Below are 16,975 nucleotides of genomic sequence, written 5' to 3' on the forward strand. Positions count from 1 at the left end.
CTGATCACCACGCGCAGGCCGCCGGGCCGGATGGTGTCCGCGGTCCACATGACGACCCCGGCACCGCCCTTCTCGCCGGCTCCTGGGTGCCGGCGACCGCGAGTACCACGCGCACAGCCTCCTGCAGATCGCCGCCACCCACCCGGTGGTGCTGGTGGACCACGCCGTACCTGCCTGGGCCCGCCCCTATCTGGAAGGCGAGGTCACCGCCGGGCTCTCCGACGTTGGCGAAGTGATCGCAGCGGTGGCGGAGTTCACCGACGAGCACCCCGTCAGCGGGCTCGTCGCCTACGACCCCCGCCGTGCCGGCCCCGTCGCCGGACTCGCGCAGCACCTCGGTCTGCCCGGCAACGCGCCCGCGGCCGTGACGGCCTGCCAGGACCCGGCCAGGGCCCACTGCCTGCTGGAGGACCACGGCGTCCCCTCGGCGCAGTCCCACACGGTCGGCGACGAGGCCGGCGCCGTCACCGTGGCACAACAACTGCGCTTTCCCGTCGCCCTGAAAGCAGCCGATACCGGCGATCGTGCGCGGGCAGACAGTACCGACGAGGTCCGGGCCGAGTTCCGGACCATGTGCGAGGACAACACGGCCGCACCGCACATGGTGACGGTCGAACAGTTCGGCCCGACCGTCGGCGTCGAGGTGGTGATCGTTTCGCCCGATGACGTGCGGACGATCGCCGTCACCCGCGTCGACGCCAGGCCGGCCCTCGCCTCCAGCCCTCTCGGCTACAGCGTCGATGCCTACGATGAGCTGCTCCACGACGCCGCACTCACCCGACTGGTCGCCCAGGCGGTCACCGCGCTCGGTCTGACGATCGGCGTCGTACACGCACAGGTGCGGCTGACCCCGCGCGGTCCCCGCCTCCTGCAGGTGAGTGCAGGCCCCGCCGACGACCTCATTCCGCTCCTGGTCGACCGCGCCACCGGCATCAACCTCGCCCGTGCGGCGGCCGCACTGGCCACCGGCGCCGTCCCCGACCTCTCCCCCACCCGGGAACGAGCCTGTGCCATCCGGTTCCTCTACCCGGACGCCACCGGCCGTCTGGTCCGGCGCAAAGCACCTGCCGCGTTCACCGCGCAGCCCTGGCTGGACCGCTTCGCCTGGACCCAGCAGACCGGAAACACCGTACTGGGACCGCCACTCAGCGACACCGAAGACCGCCTCGCGCACTGGGTCGTCACCGGAGCCGACAGCGCGGAGTGCGACGTGCGGCTCGGCCGCATCGGCGAGCAGGTCACCGCACGCATTTCACGCAACACGTCCAGCCCGGTCAGTGCGTTGTGACCATGTGCCATCGATGTCTGCGCCCCTGGCGCCCCGGGCCAACGGGAGCACCAGCAGACCCCGGAACCAACTCAGCCCCCTCACCTGCACATCACGCCTCAGGAGAAGCACAGCAATGATGTCCCCCTCCCGCCCCTCCCCCACCACGCGCCGACGCCCTACCGCGCTGCTCTCGCTCAGCGTGATCGCGGCCGTCGCCCTCAGCGGGTGCAGTGCCGGCACCAACGAGCCCGGGACCGACCGTGCCGCCGCGCGCCCCGCCCCGAAGAAGGGTGTCGTCACCGCCGCCGAGGCGGCCGCCGCCGTGGACGCGTTCCAGAAGGCCAACAACGAGGCCAACAAGATCCGGGGCAGCCGGGGCGAAAAGCTCCTGGGCACGGTAGAAGCAGGCCAGGTCCATGAGCAGTCCCTGGCCGACTACAAGCAGATCACAACCTGGTCGAAGGCCGACCAGACGGAGTACGCCACGCCCCTGTACTACACCGCCCGGAAGTACTACATCCCGGACGCCGGCCAGAGCTGGTTCGCGGTCACCGCGACAGTCAGCGAAACCAAGTCACCCGGCCTCCTGATCTTCGACAAGGTCGACGGCCGCTTCAAGATGGTCGCCGCCGTGTACCCGGACGCCAAAACCCCGCTCCCCCAGATCGCCGTCGACCGCGGACTCGCCACGGCCGTCGACCCGGCCAAGCGCGTGGGAACGCTCACCCCGAACCAACTCGCCGACGCCTTCGAGGACCTGGCCGAGACCGGCGGCAAGAAGAACGGCCGGCACCTGGCCCCCACCCAGGCCACCAAGGAGTTCACCAAGCGCTACACGGACCGCACCAACGCCAAAGAGGCCGACTTCGCCACGGTCAAGCACTTCGACGACAAGCCCGCCCACCCCAAGGTGTACGCACTGCGCCTGAACGACGGCGGCGTCCTCGCCCTCTTCCCCAGCGCCTACACCATCGAATACCTCCACAAGCGGTTCATGAACGGCGGCACCATCATCCCCGGCAAAACGGAAGCGCTCTACAACAGCGAGCAGCGCCCCCTGATCACCGACGAATACCAGGGCCAGGCCCTCGCGACACTGACCCCCACCGGCAAACCCGAGGTGCTCACCCACCGGTACACCATGGTGAACTCCCGTTGAGCTGGACTGGCGGATGATCCTGGCCAGCGCGACCCGACGGCGGGGCGGTGCCGCACACGGCCTGCCACAGGACACCTTGAGACGCATTGCTAAGGAAGTGTGGACGGAGTGCCAACGACATCGGGAAGACGGCCCGACATCCTTACGCTTCGATCATTTCCGCTAGGGAAGGGCTTCTGATGGCCAAGATGAGGAACCGGGTCGCCACCCTGCTGGCTGCGACCACCATGATGGTCGGCGTCTCCCTCAGCGTCGGCGCGGGCACCGCCAGCGCGGCTTTCAACGTCACTTACACGGTGAGCCACTATGACGGCAACAAGTCGGCGACCATATACCTCTACCTCAACGGCGACTATGCCGGATACGTGAACTGGAACGCGGACCCGGACAGCTTCGGCACCCCCGGAGACGCGCTGCGGGCGTATGACGGCGCGGCCGACGGGAACGGCATCAGAGGGGTGACCAGATGGCCGAGCACGAACGGCACCGAGCGCACGGTTTCGACATACGGACACGCCTACCCGTACTACACCGGGTGGAACACCGGAAACCTCGCCGAAGGGACCTCTCTGGACCTCTACGGCTGCCTGGGGAAGTCCGCCGGGCCTGAAGCATGCACCGGCCCCATAGACATCCGGGCGTAGGCACGGTCGCCCATCCGGGCAGGCGGGGTGCGGCGGCGGGGAGCACTGGCTCCCGCCGCCCGCCCTCACCAGACATGGCGCCAGGAAGTATTCGTGGAGCGCTCATGGAACAGCCGCCCGCCCTGGTCGCCCCGAGAGGCGGCTGCCCGGGGGCGCATGGATGGAGGAGCATCGTCGTAGGTGGTGGCTCCATGAACTCGGTCCAGAAGCCGTCGGGCAACGCCTCGAGCCGGATCAGGCGGTGATCGAGTGCCGGCACCCAGCCGCGTTCACCGATCAGCGGCCAGCACTGCCGCGAGGCCCTCTTGCAGATCTTTGACGAAATACTCGGGAACCTCCAGCGACGGGAAATGCCCCCCGCTTTCGGGGGACCTCCATCGGAGGATCTGTCGGTACCGCTCCTGTGCCCAGGGTCGCGGACACTTCTCGATGTCGCGGGGATACATAGTGACTGCTGACGGGACGTCGACCCGAAGTTCGGGATCAAGCGAGTTGTGGCTTTCGTAGTAAATGCGGGCCGCCGATGCGCCGGTCCGCGTCAGCCAATACAGGGTGACGTCGTCAAGAACCCTGTCTTTGGAAATCGTCTCGAACGGGCTGTCTTCGGTGTCTGACCACTCGGCGAACTTGTCAAGGATCCAGGCAAGAAGCCCGACCGGCGAGTCGACGAGCGAGTAGCCGATGGTCTGCGGTCGGGTCGCCTGCTGCTTCGCGTACGCCGCGCGGTGGCGCCAGAAATCGCGGGTTTCCTCGGTCCACTTGCGCTCGACCGCCGTCAGCCCGTCTGTCGTCAACCCGGGTGGTGCCTGCGCGAGCGTCGTGTGGATGCCGAGAACGTGCGCCGGGAACCTGCCGCCGAGGACCGTGGTGATCACACCTCCCCAGTCGCCGCCGTGGGCGGCGAACTTGCGGTAGCCGAGCCTTCCCATCAGTTCCACCCATGCCGCCGCGATCTTCTCGGTTCCCCACCCGGTGATGGCCGGCTTGTCGCTGTAACCAAAGCCTGGCAGCGACGGGACCACGACGTGGAACGCCGGCGCGTCCGCATCCTTCGGATCTGCGAGTTCGTCCACTACATCGATGAACTCAGCAATGCTGCCTGGCCAGCCGTGCGTCAAGATCAGAGGAGTGGCATCTGCGCGCGCGGATCGGCGGTGCAGGAAGTGGATTCCCAGATCATCGATGGTCGTGCGGAACTGGCCGATCCGGTTGAGGCGCGCTTCGAACGACCGCCAGTCGTACCCGGTGCGCCAGTAGTTCACGACATCGACGAGGTCGGCGAGAGGAACGCCCTGTTCCCATCGGCGAGGGCCGGGCGCGGCGCCATAGACCGTCTCGGCCTCCGGCAGCCGCACTGCGGCCAGTCGCGCGCGCAGATCGTCGAGGTCGGCGTCAGTCGCGTGGGCTTCAAATGCTTGCACGTCGCCGGTGAGACGGGGCATGAGACCTCCTGGCCGTCGCGGAACCGGCTACGACCTTTCGCGAACCGGCTAAGACGGTTCTACCAAGCCTTCGTGTCAGCACGCAACCAGCTAAGGTGGTTCCATGCGTACTGGGTTCCCTGACTTCCGCCTCGGCAACGTGCTGGCGACCAGCTTCACGGGGACTCTGTCGGAGCGTCATGGCGACGCTGTGGAGCGCATTCCCACGCCGCACCGACTCGTCGACTGGCTGGCAGTGAACGGCCTCGCCGTGGACTCCTGCACCACCGCCCAGCTCGACCTCGCTCGGGAACTGAGGGAGTCGATTCACGCCGCCGCGACAGCGGCCGCGATCCAGGAAGCTCTCCCCGCGTCTGCTGTCCAAGTCATCAATGACCGCAGCACTCAGGGTCGGGCCGCGGCGATCCTGACGCCCGAGGGTGAGCGGCAATGGCGGCTCAGCTCGGCTTCCTGCGTGGAAGATGCCCTCAGCGTGATCGCCGCCGACGCGATCAGCATCGTCGCAGGCGAACGAGACGGAAAACTGGCCTTGTGTGCATCTCCAACCTGCCAAGCCGCCTTCTTCGACACCAGCCAGAGTCGCACCCGCAAATGGTGCGACATGAACACGTGCGGGAATCGTCAGAAGAAGGCGCGCTTCAATGCCAACCAGCGCAAAAACCCCAAATCAGCGAAGTGATCGATACCTCGGTACATCCCAGTGGGCCCCGCGCACCTGCGACACATCTGTCGCGTTCGATCAACGTCCTCAATCGGTACGTCTACGTTTACTGATCGGCGACGTTCATCGGCTCCCGTCTTCGCCGAACCGGACCCGTGGACGCTGCTGGTGCGGTACGCCGCTATCAGTGCGACTCGTGTGAGAGGACGTGACGGCAGGACACCTCGAAGGTAACGGCGCCGCGAGGCTGGGGGTGTCCTGGTCACCGCGATCGGGGTTGACGAGCGTGTCTGGAGGCACACCAGGTTGGCTGAAGTGTTGTGGTCGGAACGCATGGTCGTGCGCGACGGCGTCCGGCTGGTCTGTCGCGACTGGGGCGGATTGGGACACCCTGTTGTACTGCTGCACGGGCTGGCCGGCCACGCGGGCGAATGGGACGTGCCGGCACGACTTTTGACCCGCCGGTTTCGGGTGGTCGCGGTCGATCAGCGCGGGCACGGCGCCAGCGACCGTTATCCACACGACGTCTCGCGCTCGGCCTACGTGGCCGACATCGCGGCTGTCATTGATCAACTGGAGCTGGAACGGCCTGTTCTGGTCGGCCAGTCGCTGGGCGGTCACACGGCGATGCTCACTGCCGCCGCCCACCCCGAACTGGTCCGCGCGCTCGTCCTCATCGAAGCCGCACCCGGCGACCCGAATCCCCAGACTCCCAAGGACATCGGCACCTGGCTCGGCTCATGGCCGATCCCGTTTCCCTCCCGCCAAGCAGCGGTCGCCTTCTTCGGCGGCGGACCGGTGGGCGAAGGCTGGGCGGCGGGGCTGGAAGAACGCGATGACGGATGGCATCCACGCATAGACCGTGACGTGATGGTCGCCTCACTGGCGGACAACGCCCAACGCTCGTTCCGGCCCGCCTGGCGGCACGTCACCTGCCCCGCTTTGGTCGTGCTCGCCCAGTCGAGCTTCATCTCCGAATCGGACATCGACGCGATGCTCGAGCAACGGCCTGAAACACGGGCGATGAGCGTCCCCGGCACCGGCCACGACCTGCATCTCGAACAGCCCGAAGCACTTCACAGCATGCTTCTGGGATTCCTCGAAGACCTCACCTGACCCACGAATTCTGACAATGACTCAACCGAAGGCGCTGGCTGCGGCCATGAACTCATCGATGGCACGGGAGGCGTCGTAGAGTTCCGTCGGGCCCTTCTTTCTGCGCTTTGTTTTGGTTGGCACCCATAAGCCCGATCTTCCTCGATCTCATATCAGATGGTGCGGGCCTATGTCGCTCGCCGTCGCCGTCGGGAGGGGCGGACACCCCGGTCGGGCTGGTGCTGGGGGCGGCGGACTTCCCGCGCGAGGGCGGCTGAGGGGCGCGGCTGAGGGATGGGGTCGGCGGTTACTGCACCCGGGCCTGGTGGGGGTGGTGCGGGTCGGTGGGGCAGGCGTACAGCTGGAGGGTGGCGGCGTCGGCTACCTGAAGCATTGCGGGGGTGGGCGATGACCCGTGGTCTTCGAGGGGGGTCCAGGAGGCGGACTCATCGGTCCACTCGGTGGAGGCGAGAGTGAGGAGCGGGGTCATCCGCGCCTCGCAGGCGGGGCAGGGGACGGGTTCGGGGTCGGTCAGGCCCCAGGCGGGCCAGCCGCCGGCCTTCGAACCGGGGGCGTAGGAGAGGTCGTTGAGGTAGGCGAGCTCGTCGCCGTCCCAGGTGTCGGGGTCCTCGAGGCGGGCGGCGAGGTCGGGCTCCAGTTCCATGGGGTCGGGGTACTCGGTGACCTGCTCGGGGGCGAGGAGGCAAGGTTCGGGGAGGCAGCCCTCGTACTGGACGGCGGGGGGCTGCGGGGCGGGCTCCTGCAGCGGCTTGGCGATCGCGTCGGCGGTGCGCCAGTGCAGGCGGGTAGCGGGTTCGGCCTGGCCGGGGTGGTCGAAGGGGCACCACAAGAGCTGCAGCAGGTCGGCGCCGTGCGGCGGGTGCAGGTCGGGGACCTCGGCGGTGTACAGCTGCGCCACCGGAAGCATCGCCACCGGCTCGCCCGGCTCGGGCCATGCGCGGCCCGCCCGCGCGCGTTCGCGCTGGTCCTGCTCCTGCGGGGTGAGCGCGCGCCCGGCCGCGGCCGCGCGCAGACGGCGCAGCACGCGGACGTCGTCGGGCGTCGGGATGTGGCGACCGTCCGGCTCATGCGGGCCCTCGCAGTGGGGCCAGGGCTCGTCGGCGGGCCACAGCAGCGGCCCGCCGATCGAGCTGTCGCGCGGGGTGGGCGACCCGGGCCGCGGGTGCAGCCGGGTCGCCGTGCGCGCCAGGGGAGCCAGGTCGGGGACGACCGCTGCGGCGTCGTACGGCCGCGGCGGGGTGGTGCGGTGCAGGGTGGTTCCCATGTCCGGCTCCCTTCTGACGCGTTGCTCGCCTTGCTCCGGATCAGTTTCCGAGGTTAACGCCACCCGGGCCGGTGTTCCCCACGATGCGGAACCAGAACAGCGACCGCGAGCTGCCGTCGGCGCGCTGGAGCGTGGCGCTCATGATGACCGAGGACGGGATGGTGCTCGTATCGTCCCGATAAAGCGGCGTCACGCTGTAGGAGACGGCGTCGTTGCGGCCCAGATCGTTGTCCACCGCGGCCTGGACGATGGACTCGTAGGTGCGCATGCTGCCGGCGCCGGTGTTCATGCCGACCTGGAAGCAGGGCACGAGGTTCGTCTGCTGATGGCGGGCGGACTGGCCCTTGCCGCCGAGGATGTTGGCGATCAGGTGGCAGCGGGCCAGGCCGGCTCCGGGGGCGTTGGCGTCCCGGAAGATCTGGGCGTCGCGCCAGCCGGTGATGTCGCCGCGGGCCGCGTTGCCGCCGCCGGTCTGCGTCAGGCAGGCGGTGGCTGCGGAGGCGCGCTGGCCGGGGCCGTCCGGCGGGGTGGTGGTCTTGTTGCGGTGGTCGACGCCGACGCTGGTGTTGCGGATCCAGCCGTCGCCCGCGGACTCGGTGCCGGAGGGCACGTTCTCCAGGCAGGCGGCCTTGGGCTCGGTGAGGTACTCGAGTTCGGTCGGGCCGCCGCTGGTGCAGACGTTGCCGTTCCACAGCACGGCGTTGGAGGCGGGGGCCACCGCGGCGAAGTACCAGCCCTCGGACTCGTCGTCGTCGCTGTTGTACTCGCCGTCCCAGCTTCGCTGGAAGAACAGGCTGCCAGTGCTCGTGTAGGAGTCGGCGAAGTCGGGACCGGTGAGGGCGGCGACCCAAGCGTAGGCGACGGCCGACTGGTTCAGATCGAATCCGGTGCGCATGCGGACCGGGTAGTCGTTGGACTTCTGGTGGAGGGTGACGTAGGAGCTGCCGCAGTTGCCGTAGACGGTTCCCTTGGTGCTGACGTCGTCGTCTGCGTCGTGTGCGGCCAGGGCCTTGGTGACCCGGTCCTTGGCGGAGGCGGGGATCTGAGCAGTCTTCCCGTTCTCCAGCAGGACCTTGAGGTTGCCCTTGCTGTCCGGGGTGCGGGTGACCAGCTTCTCCACCGGCACCTCGCGCATGGTGGCCTTGGCGGTGCGGTCGGCGCCCTTCCGGGCGGTGTCGGTGGCGCCGGCGGATGCGGATGCGGAGCCGGTGCGGCTGCCGGAGTCCGCCGGTGCCGCGGCCGCCGACGAGGTGCCGCCGAGCGCCATCGCGAGCGCGGCTGCCACGGCGATCACCGCGGCCAGCGGGCGGACCCGGGTTAACTCTCTTCTTCGCTGCACGTTCTTCCCTACCTTCCGGTCGCGGCCATGGGTGTGGAGGGCCACCGAAAGGCGCGTGTCCCCCACTGCGTCTGGTCTGACGGTGGGGACACGCTAGGCACCGAGTCATGGACGCGACAAGGTGCCTGTTTTGGCATGTGCAGGGTCGGCGACTCAATGACGCCAGGGGGCATAAGTGCCGATATGATAGAGGTGGCGTCGCCCCGGTGAAGGTCCGACGACCCGGACGGAACGCCACCTTCACGAAGGGCGGAATATACGCGTGTCTCGGCCGCCGGCACACAACACCTTCACGTGCTCCCTGCGCGTATCAGAACGCGCCGACGCCATCTCATGCACTGTCAACCCCACTGGTGCATAAGGGAATTGACCGAGATGGGCGGGTGCTGACTGAGGGCTGCGCATTCTGAAAGCGGCAGTCCACAGGGGCTGGTGGACCAAGGCTTCAAAGACCACGTCGTCATCCACGGCGCCCTGGCCGGTATCGACGTCGAAATCGTCCGCCGCAACCCCGACGACCAGAGCAAGGCTTCGTCCCGCAGCCGAAAAGGTGGATCGCGGAGCAGGCCAACGGCACGTTGCCGCTGCACCGCCGACTGGCCCGCGAGTACGACCACCGGCCCGACACCTACGCCTCGCGCGTCCACTGGGCCTCCAACGCGAACATGACCCGCCGCCTCACCACACCGAGTCCCGCCTGGCGCGACACCCTCCAGCCGAACCGGCCGAGATGAACACCGCCTACCAAGCCATCGTGACCACTCAGAGCAGCCGCGCCCATGGCCGAAGCGCTGGATCGGCCCTGTGGTGAGGGTGGAGACGGCGGACACGAGGGACGCCTGCCTTCGGCGAGGCCGTCCAGGTCGAACTCGGCTACCGCATCAGCGTCTTGAGTCGCCTCCGCACCTCATGCCGAAATAGTCAGTTCGCGCACAATCCATGGCCCCCCCGAAACCGCCGACGGCGCCTGCTCGGCGAAGGTCGCTCGGCGGGATCCCATAGACGGTACGGAACGCTCGCGTGAAGTCGGCCTGACGGGGAAAACCCCAGCGGGCGGCGACGGCATGGATCGGCATCGCGCGCAGGGCCGGGTCGGCGAGATCGCGCCTGGCGTTCTCCAGACGTTGGTCACGGATGTACGCGGCCACACTGACGCCCTCGGCCTGGAAAAGGCGGTACAGGTGGCTGCGCGAGATGTCGTGCGCGGCGGCGATCCGGGCGGGTGTCAGTTCCGGGTCTGCCAGATGCCGGCGGATGAACGCCTTGATCCGCAGGACCAGCGTCCGTCGGTGGGTCTCCGCAGGCATCAGGAGGTCGTCGTCCAGGGTGTGGGCGAAGACGGCGGTGACCAGATCGGCGACGACGGTTCCCAGCCGGGGTGCGTCCTGCGGCTGGTAAGGGCCGATGTCCGAGACGAACTGGAGAAGGAACTGCGCCAGCAGCGCACCAACTCTCTCACGACCCGACATCTGGCGCCCGACCACCTGCTCTGCCTGGCCGGCCGGCAGCGCCACCAGCGCCCGGGGCATCTCGACGCCGACGATGGTCACCGGTTCGGAGCCAGTGACTATCTCGTACGAGCGGGACGAGCTGTTGATGTGGATGTCACTGTTCCGGTACGTGGCCTCCTGCCTGCCCCAGGTAGCCCCTGCCTCGCCACTGACCAGCAGGGAGAGGTGGTAGACCTCGGGATCGGACTGGCGGACGAGCTTCGGTGTCCGGCGGAAGATCAGGGAGTCGAAGGTCGCCGGCCACACCGTCACCTCACCGAGCCCGATCAGGCGCTGGTGTCCCCGGTAGTTCGCCGCGCGCTCACTGGACAGCTGCAGCGGAGCGTGCGTCCGGCCCACTTGCTGCGTCCACGCCTCGAACCGGTCCCCCCTGGGCAGATCCATGGTGCGGAATACCGACTCATGCAACATCGCCGCAGTCAATCACAGGGAACGGGCGGGTCCACGTGGAGAGTTCGAGATCGGCCGACGGCCCTCTCGTACCGTCTGCACACGCCCGCCAGGATCAGCACCGCGGCTCCGGCGGTGGGCGTCGCTGACCGCACCGTCATTCACGGCCAACGGAGCCGTACACCCGATGAATCGGTGAGCAGACGACCTCACGACGGGCTCAACCAGAAGCCGGCGGACCCCTCCAACTCGCCGCCCATCTCGCCGCGTCCGGGCCCGACGCGCGCCGCGCCTGGGTACGGCCGAGGCCGAGCAGATGCTGCGGCGCTTTACGCGCGACGGCCCGAAGCACCCCACCTACGCTGCCCTGGATGAGCTTGGCCGGGCGGAGCGGCCGGAGCGCCTGCGCGCCGAGCACGGCCTGCCGGTCACGGACCTCCGCCCGGGCCAAGCCACGCCTGTCACACGCACACGGGTCCGCACCCCGCCGCCTGGTTTCGGCGCCCCACCGGATGCACTCCTCACCACGCACACCACCTCAACGCGATGGCCGAGAACAGGTCCGGGAAATGAACTGAGCGCTGGCAGGGGGAAATCCATCCATGAACACGAACTTGCCCATGGTTGGCGTGAGGCGAGTTCACCGGCCGGATTTCTGGTATTCACTCGTGGGTTCAATCGCCGCTCGGGAACTCGCGTTGCCTGCGCAGGAGTTGCCCTTGCCACGCATGAACGCGCGTTCCGAAACCGTGTCATGTGGGCAGTCAGCTGTGCACGCGATGCTCGTCCGCGACCTAGGAGTGCCTGTGGCCCTCGCACACCGTCCGTTCAGAGTTGCCGTGAAGGCGTCGGTGGTTGCCGTCGCCGCGGCGGGACTTGTCTCTCCTGGCCTTGTCGTCGACCAGTACGACAACACCGCAACCACCGCGGCCGCCGCTTCGACGACCGCCGTCCCTCGGCCGATCGCCGGCTGGCAGCACGATCGCCTCGCCTCCGGCGTCGACCTGTACCAGGGGAGGATCTCGGGCCGTCCCGGCGCGGACCACTGGACGGTCACGGTGCGTGCCAACGGCGCTCACCTCGCCACCGAGCAGGGCGCGGAGACGCTGGCGGAGCGGCTGCGTGACGCCGGGTTCAGTGCTCGTAGTGAGCCGGTCGAATGGCCGCGGGGTTCGGACCGCAGTGGGCTGGTCGGCGTACGAGTCCGGGTGGGCGAGTACGCCGGCCGGACCGAGGCCGACGCGCGGCGTCAGGCCCTCGCGGCCGCGGGGTTCGACGCGGTCAGCGAGTGGACCGGCGCAGACGGTGTGCCCGGCACCGGTCTTGCCCAGGTCAAGGTGGCGATCATCGACCCGAAGCGCTACGGCGGTGCCCTGAAGGCCACGTACGGCATGGGTGTCGCCGGCCGGGAGAAGGTGAGCGACATGGCCGTCGGCGACGACACCCTGCTCGGCGTCAACGCGGGGTTCTTCGTCATGGAGGGCAAGGACGGCGTACCGGGCGCCTCGGCCGGCATTGCCGCGTACGATGGGGAGCTGCAGAGCGCGGCGACCAACGGCCGGATCGCGGCGGTGCTGCGTGGCGACGGTCTGCACCCGGAGTTCAAGAAACTCCGCACGGAGCTCAGCGTCCGAGCGGGCGGGGCGTCCGCGATCGTGGATGGCGTCAACCGCGTTCCTGGCCTGATCCGCAACTGCGGTGGTGTCGGCGGCGACTCCCCCACCGAGCGGCCGCAGCACGATGTGACCTGCATCGATCCCGACGAGATCGTCGAATTCACCGACGAGTTGGGCGCGAGCACCCCGGCTGGTGACGGCATTGAGGCAGTGCTCGACGCGAGCGGCCGGGTGCGGGAGGTTCGGTCGCGCGGCGGTGCCGTGCCGGATGGCGGCAGTGTCCTGGCCGGCGTCGGCACAGGAGCCTCCTGGCTGCGTACGCACGCAACGCCGGGCAGCGAGCTGAAGGTGCGGCAGCGGATCCTGGACGAGCGCGGCCGCGAGCTCGAACTCGGCCCGCGGGACGACATCGTCAACGGCGGCCCCGAGCTGGTGCGCGACGGAAAGGTCGCGGTAAACTACGGAGCCGACGGCATCGAGCGGATCGGCGACCCGTCCTTCGCGTACACCTGGGGCATCAAGCGCAACCCGCGCATGCTCCTGGGCGTCGACCGACGCGGCCGTGTGCTCCTGGTCGCCGCGGACGGCCGCCAGCCCGGCCACAGTGACGGATTCGGGCTGGGCGAAGGGGCGGAGCTGATGAAGTCGCTGGGTGCGGTGCGCGCCATGGCTCTTGACGGCGGTGGTTCGGTCACCACGGTGGTGAACGGCAAGGTGATCAACTCGCCGTCGGACGGCACCGAACGGGCGGTGGGCGACGCGTTGCTGCTCACCCGCTGACGGCCGGGTGGCAGACAGGCTGTCAGGTCTTCTGAGGCCGGCCGACTCGGGTCGTCGCGCTTGCCTGCGGTCGCGGGCAGGGCGTACTGCTGGACCTGGTCGTGGGTGAGCAGGGCCCGGGTCACGCAATCGCGTACGACGTCCTTGCCGGAGCAGTCGAAGTCGCCGCTGTTTCTCCGGGGCACCGCGAGCGTGCGGTTCGGCAACACACAGCTCAGATCGCTCTTGCAGGCTGCTGGCTCGGATGTTCAAGCGCGGGAGGTGGAGGTGAACAGCGCCCAGGCGAGGGAAACCGGCATGCGTCAAGCACTGGCCGGCGGCGGCGCCAGCTCGGCCGCGACCTCGACGGCGATCTCGATGGCCCGGCCGGCAAGTGGTGAGTGGGTATGCCCGGCCCGCCAGTGCAGGTAGATCTCCCGTGGTGGCAGGGACGGCCGTAGCTCGTGAACGCGGAGCCTGTCGTCGGACGGGACACCGGCACCGCGGATGGCGAGCCAGGGCAGCACCGCCGATCCCAAGCCGGCTCGCACCATCGACAACAGGGTGTCGTTGACCGCGCTGCGGAACACGACCTGCGGGCGGGCGCCGCTGCGGGCGAGGGCCTGCTCCATCAAGGGCTGGTCGCAGGTCAGCGGCCAGGCCACCATCGGTGCGCCGTCGAGCCCCGCCAGCGGTACCGGGCCGTCGGGGAAGGTGCCGGCGCCTGCCACCAGCAGGTACGGATCGTCGAGCAGCTTGCGGTGCTCGACGTCGCCGTCGAGGCGGCCGTCGTAGAACAGCAGGTCAAGGTCACCGATCCGCGGCTGCTCCGGCTCTTCCTCGGACAACCTGATGTCGCAGCCGGGGTGCTCGTCTCGCAGTCGGCGTACGACCGAGGGCAGGATCACGTTGGACACGCTCTGGAACGTGCCGATGTCGATGCGGCCGTCTCCCGCTTTGAACCGGTCCACGGCGTCGGCCAATGCCGCTGCCTTCGCCAGCAGTTCGCGGCCCTGGCCCAGGACCACGGAGCCGAGTGGGGTGAGCCGTACTGCCTTGGGACCGCCCGGTCGGTCGAACAGCGGACCGTCGACAGCCCTCTCCAGCGCGGCGATCTGCTGGCTGACCGTCGACTGGGTGTACCCGAGACGGGCGGCCGCCCGGCCGAACGAGCCCTCCTCAGCGATGGCGGCCAGCGCCGCCAGGTGGCGCAGCTCGACGTTGTTCACGTGTTTCAGCGTAGCCAAGTACATTGCCATGAGCGATCGAATCGATCGGAATTCATCGCTTTTCACGATGAAGTCTGGGCTTTAGCCTGCCAGACATGACCTCTCAGCAATCACACGGAGAGCAACTCCTCAAGATCAACGGCGTCGAGCTGTGTACCGAGACCTTCGGAGACCGCACGGCCCCGGCGATCATGCTGGTCGCCGGATCGGCCGCCTCGATGCTGTGGTGGGACAGCGACCTGTGCGAACAGATCGCCACCCGCGGCCGGTTCGTGGTCCGCTACGACCATCGGGACACCGGCCGCTCGATCTGCTACCCGCCCGGACGTCCGGCGTACTCGTTCACCGACCTGACCCTGGACGTGCTCGGCATCCAGGACGCCCTGGGCATCGAGCGCGCCCATGTGGTCTGTCAGTCGATGTTCGGCGGGATCGGACTCATCCTCGGAGTGGACCATCCCGATCGGGTCGCGTCGCTGACATTCGTCTCGAGTTCGACCGGGGCCGATGACCTGCCGCCACCGTCGAGCTCCCTGGCCATGCCGGCCGAGCCGGATTCCTCCGACACGGCCGCGGTCGCCGAGTACGTGGTCGCCGGCGCGAGGGCGTACGCCGGAGGCTCGCCGTACTTCGACGAGGCCGCGATCCGGACGCTGGTCGAACGTGACGTGGCGCGCGCCCGGAACTACTCGTCAACTCTGGTCAATCACTACGCCATCGAGTTCGACGAGCCGGCCCGAGGCGGCTTCGGCGACATCACGGCGCCGACGCTCGTGGTCCACGGCGACCACGACCCGCTCCTGCCGCCACCGCACGGCGAGGCGCTGCGCGACGCGATCCCCGGCGCACAGCTGCTGGTCCTCAAAGGGGCCGGACATGACCTGCCGAGTCCGGTGTGGGACGACTTCGTGTCGGCTCTGGTGGGGCACACGGAAGGAGGCCGCCCATGAACCGGCTGCGGTCGGCACTGTGGCTGCCGCTCTTCGACGACCTCGCCGACCCGCGGGTGGTCGCGCGTCTCGCCGCCGACGCGGAGGAAGCCGGGTGGGACGGCTGTTTCGTGTGGGATCAGCTGTGCTGGCGGGCGCCGGTCCGACAGGTCGCCGACCCGTGGATCGCGCTGGCGGCGATCGCCACCGCGACCGAGGGGCTGCGGCTCGGCCCGATGGTGTCGGTGCTTGCCCGTCGACGGCCCGCCAAGGTCGCGCGTGAGACCGCCACGCTGGATCGGCTCAGCGACGGCCGCCTCACCCTCGGCGTCGGCCTCGGCAGCGACCGGTTCGCCGGCGAGCTGTCCAAGACCGGCGAGCAGCTCGACGACCGGCGGCGCGGGCAGATGCTCGACGAGTCCTTGACGATCCTGGCCGCCGCCTGGTCGGGCGAGCCGGTGCGCCATCGCGGCGAGCACTACACCGTCGACGACATCACGTTCCTGCCGCGGCCGGTTCAGCGACCCGGCGTGCCGGTGTGGGCCGCCGGATTCCCGGGCAACGTCAAGCCGATCCGCCGGGCCGCCCGGCTCGACGGCTTCTTCCCGGCCAATCTCGAGCACCCTGACCAGCTCGCCGAGGTCGTCGACACCCTCACCGAACTGCGTCATGGCGAGATGGCCTCGTACGACATCGCCGTCGCCCTGCCGCCAGGTGTCACTCCCGAGCCGTACGCGAGAGCCGGCGCGACGTGGTGCCTGCAGGAGTTCGACCCGGGTGTACGACTCGACACCGTGCGCGGCGTACTCCGCGACGGCCCCGCGGCGTAAGGAGGCGATCGGATGGGCCGGCCTCCCGTCGGTTCCGGCATTGCCCCGGTATGCCCGGCAGACTGGAAGACAGGCCAACTCCCCCTACTCTGACCGCTCTTCGTCGCCGGGTACGAGGAATGCAGCAGCAAGGGCTGGTTGTGTAGGCGGAATCCGCGAGTACCTGGCGCTCAGTGTGAAGAGCGCAGGATTTTCACGACAGGTGATGTCTGCGCTTTCTGACAACGCCTCAGGACTTGCGTGGGAGCATCCAAGTGCCCTGCACGGTCAGGGGGCAGTGGTGCCACCGAAGTCCAAGGTCGATCTGTACACGGCGAGCAGAAACCTTCCAGGCAGGAGCCCATGCGATGCCCCGAGAAATCATCTCCACCCCCGAGGCGCCGGAATACCCCAGCTACAGCCAGGCGGTCAAGGTCGGAAACACGGTCTACGTTGCGGGAACGGTGGGAGTCGACGTGACGACCGGTGAGCTGGCAGGACCCACGATCCAGCAGCAGACCCGCCAGTCGTTGCTCAACTGCCAGGCGATCCTGCGCGCCGGTGGCGCCGAGCTGAGCGACGCCGTCATGGTCCACACCTTGCTCATGCGACCCGAAGACGCCGACGGCATCATCGAGGTCTTCGACGAGTTCTTCCCCGACGTGCGACCGCCGCGCTGTGTGAGCAAGCTGGGTGTCGACCGGCCAGGGATCCTGGTGTCGATTGCCATGGTGGCCGTCACAGACTGAGCGACTCGCACGCTGGGTGCCGCTCCGAACGTGGTGTGTCATCTGTCCCTGCCTGCCGCCGACCTCGGGTGTCGAGGCCTCGTGTTGG

The 16,975-nt window shown here is 68.7% G+C and carries 14 protein-coding genes and 1 pseudogene; 10 read left to right on the forward strand and 5 right to left on the reverse strand.

The genetic code is table 11. The annotated features are described in order from the left end of the window. Positions 1–148: 148 nt before the first annotated feature. The 3 genes from AB0I18_RS36655 to AB0I18_RS36665 all read left to right on the forward strand — a co-directional run bounded on the left by AB0I18_RS36655 (position 149) and on the right by AB0I18_RS36665 (position 3,073). Positions 149–1,288, forward strand: a complete 1,140-nt coding sequence (locus tag AB0I18_RS36655; RefSeq protein WP_363110020.1) for a hypothetical protein — start codon at positions 149–151, stop codon at positions 1,286–1,288. Positions 1,289–1,403: 115 nt separating this feature from the next. Next, entirely contained in the window at positions 1,404–2,429 is a 1,026-nt protein-coding gene (locus tag AB0I18_RS36660) for a hypothetical protein (RefSeq protein WP_363110021.1), read from the forward strand. Between the two features lie 179 nt (positions 2,430–2,608). Beyond that, entirely contained in the window at positions 2,609–3,073 is a 465-nt protein-coding gene (locus AB0I18_RS36665; RefSeq protein ID WP_363110022.1) for a hypothetical protein, read from the forward strand. Positions 3,074–3,342: 269 nt separating this feature from the next. Here AB0I18_RS36665 and AB0I18_RS36670 read toward each other — a convergent pair whose 3' ends face one another. Further along, a complete protein-coding gene (locus AB0I18_RS36670) occupies positions 3,343–4,515 on the reverse strand; it encodes an epoxide hydrolase family protein (RefSeq protein ID WP_363110023.1) in 1,173 nt (390 codons plus the stop codon). A 103-nt stretch (positions 4,516–4,618) separates the two neighbouring features. On the opposite strand from AB0I18_RS36670, the gene AB0I18_RS36675 reads away from it, so the two are divergent. Both AB0I18_RS36675 and AB0I18_RS36680 read left to right on the forward strand, forming a co-directional pair. Next, positions 4,619–5,194, forward strand: coding sequence for a CGNR zinc finger domain-containing protein (locus AB0I18_RS36675; protein ID WP_363110024.1), 576 nt, complete (start codon positions 4,619–4,621; stop codon positions 5,192–5,194). Positions 5,195–5,491: 297 nt separating this feature from the next. Then, complete coding sequence (locus AB0I18_RS36680; protein ID WP_363110052.1) at positions 5,492–6,292, forward strand: alpha/beta hydrolase; 801 nt, start codon at positions 5,492–5,494, stop codon at positions 6,290–6,292. A gap of 286 nt (positions 6,293–6,578) precedes the next feature. Here the strand turns inward: AB0I18_RS36680 and AB0I18_RS36685 are convergent, their stop codons facing one another. Beyond that, complete coding sequence (locus AB0I18_RS36685; RefSeq protein WP_363110053.1) at positions 6,579–7,544, reverse strand: hypothetical protein; 966 nt, start codon at positions 7,542–7,544, stop codon at positions 6,579–6,581. A gap of 52 nt (positions 7,545–7,596) precedes the next feature. Then, positions 7,597–8,895: a DNA/RNA non-specific endonuclease gene (locus AB0I18_RS36690; RefSeq protein WP_363110026.1), complete on the reverse strand. Its 1,299-nt coding sequence runs from the start codon at positions 8,893–8,895 to the stop codon at positions 7,597–7,599. Positions 8,896–9,318: 423 nt separating this feature from the next. On the opposite strand from AB0I18_RS36690, the pseudogene AB0I18_RS36695 reads away from it, so the two are divergent. Beyond that, a pseudogene (locus AB0I18_RS36695) lies at positions 9,319–9,629 on the forward strand (IS5/IS1182 family transposase); the annotation flags it as partial. Positions 9,630–9,776: 147 nt separating this feature from the next. Here AB0I18_RS36695 and AB0I18_RS36700 read toward each other — a convergent pair. Continuing rightward, positions 9,777–10,790, reverse strand: a complete 1,014-nt coding sequence (locus tag AB0I18_RS36700) for a helix-turn-helix domain-containing protein (protein WP_363110027.1) — start codon at positions 10,788–10,790, stop codon at positions 9,777–9,779. Positions 10,791–11,602: 812 nt separating this feature from the next. On the opposite strand from AB0I18_RS36700, the gene AB0I18_RS36705 reads away from it, so the two are divergent. Beyond that, positions 11,603–13,192: a phosphodiester glycosidase family protein gene (locus AB0I18_RS36705; protein ID WP_363110028.1), complete on the forward strand. Its 1,590-nt coding sequence runs from the start codon at positions 11,603–11,605 to the stop codon at positions 13,190–13,192. A gap of 302 nt (positions 13,193–13,494) precedes the next feature. Here the strand turns inward: AB0I18_RS36705 and AB0I18_RS36710 are convergent, their stop codons facing one another. Continuing rightward, positions 13,495–14,424 carry a LysR family transcriptional regulator gene (locus AB0I18_RS36710; protein WP_363110029.1) on the reverse strand — a complete coding sequence of 310 codons (930 nt, stop codon included), beginning with the start codon at positions 14,422–14,424 and terminating at the stop codon, positions 13,495–13,497. Positions 14,425–14,495: 71 nt separating this feature from the next. Between AB0I18_RS36710 and AB0I18_RS36715 the strand changes: the two genes are divergently transcribed. From AB0I18_RS36715 to AB0I18_RS36725, 3 genes are all read left to right on the forward strand, one after another. Further along, positions 14,496–15,350, forward strand: coding sequence for an alpha/beta fold hydrolase (locus tag AB0I18_RS36715; RefSeq protein WP_363110030.1), 855 nt, complete (start codon positions 14,496–14,498; stop codon positions 15,348–15,350). Next, a complete protein-coding gene (locus tag AB0I18_RS36720) occupies positions 15,347–16,159 on the forward strand; it encodes an LLM class flavin-dependent oxidoreductase (RefSeq protein ID WP_363110031.1) in 813 nt (270 codons plus the stop codon). The genes AB0I18_RS36715 and AB0I18_RS36720 overlap by 4 nt, the downstream gene beginning before the upstream one ends. A gap of 347 nt (positions 16,160–16,506) precedes the next feature. After that, on the forward strand, positions 16,507–16,887 hold the full coding sequence (locus tag AB0I18_RS36725; RefSeq protein WP_363110032.1) for a RidA family protein: 381 nt from the start codon (positions 16,507–16,509) through the stop codon (positions 16,885–16,887). Positions 16,888–16,975: the final 88 nt, after the last annotated feature.

Origin of the sequence: Streptomyces sp. NPDC050704, from assembly GCF_040654355.1 — a bacterium.
Taxonomy (GTDB): domain Bacteria; phylum Actinomycetota; class Actinomycetes; order Streptomycetales; family Streptomycetaceae; genus Streptomyces.

Coding starts and splice junctions, on each gene's coding strand:
- AB0I18_RS36660 (WP_363110021.1), top strand. CDS start 1,404: ATGATGTCCCCCTCCCGCCCCTCCCCCACCACGCGCCGACGCCCTACC.
- AB0I18_RS36665 (WP_363110022.1), top strand. CDS start 2,609: ATGGCCAAGATGAGGAACCGGGTCGCCACCCTGCTGGCTGCGACCACC.
- AB0I18_RS36670 (WP_363110023.1), bottom strand. CDS start 4,515: ATGCCCCGTCTCACCGGCGACGTGCAAGCATTTGAAGCCCACGCGACT.
- AB0I18_RS36675 (WP_363110024.1), top strand. CDS start 4,619: ATGCGTACTGGGTTCCCTGACTTCCGCCTCGGCAACGTGCTGGCGACC.
- AB0I18_RS36700 (WP_363110027.1), bottom strand. CDS start 10,790: ATGGATCTGCCCAGGGGGGACCGGTTCGAGGCGTGGACGCAGCAAGTG.
- AB0I18_RS36710 (WP_363110029.1), bottom strand. CDS start 14,424: ATGTACTTGGCTACGCTGAAACACGTGAACAACGTCGAGCTGCGCCAC.
- AB0I18_RS36715 (WP_363110030.1), top strand. CDS start 14,496: ATGACCTCTCAGCAATCACACGGAGAGCAACTCCTCAAGATCAACGGC.
- AB0I18_RS36720 (WP_363110031.1), top strand. CDS start 15,347: ATGAACCGGCTGCGGTCGGCACTGTGGCTGCCGCTCTTCGACGACCTC.
- AB0I18_RS36725 (WP_363110032.1), top strand. CDS start 16,507: ATGCCCCGAGAAATCATCTCCACCCCCGAGGCGCCGGAATACCCCAGC.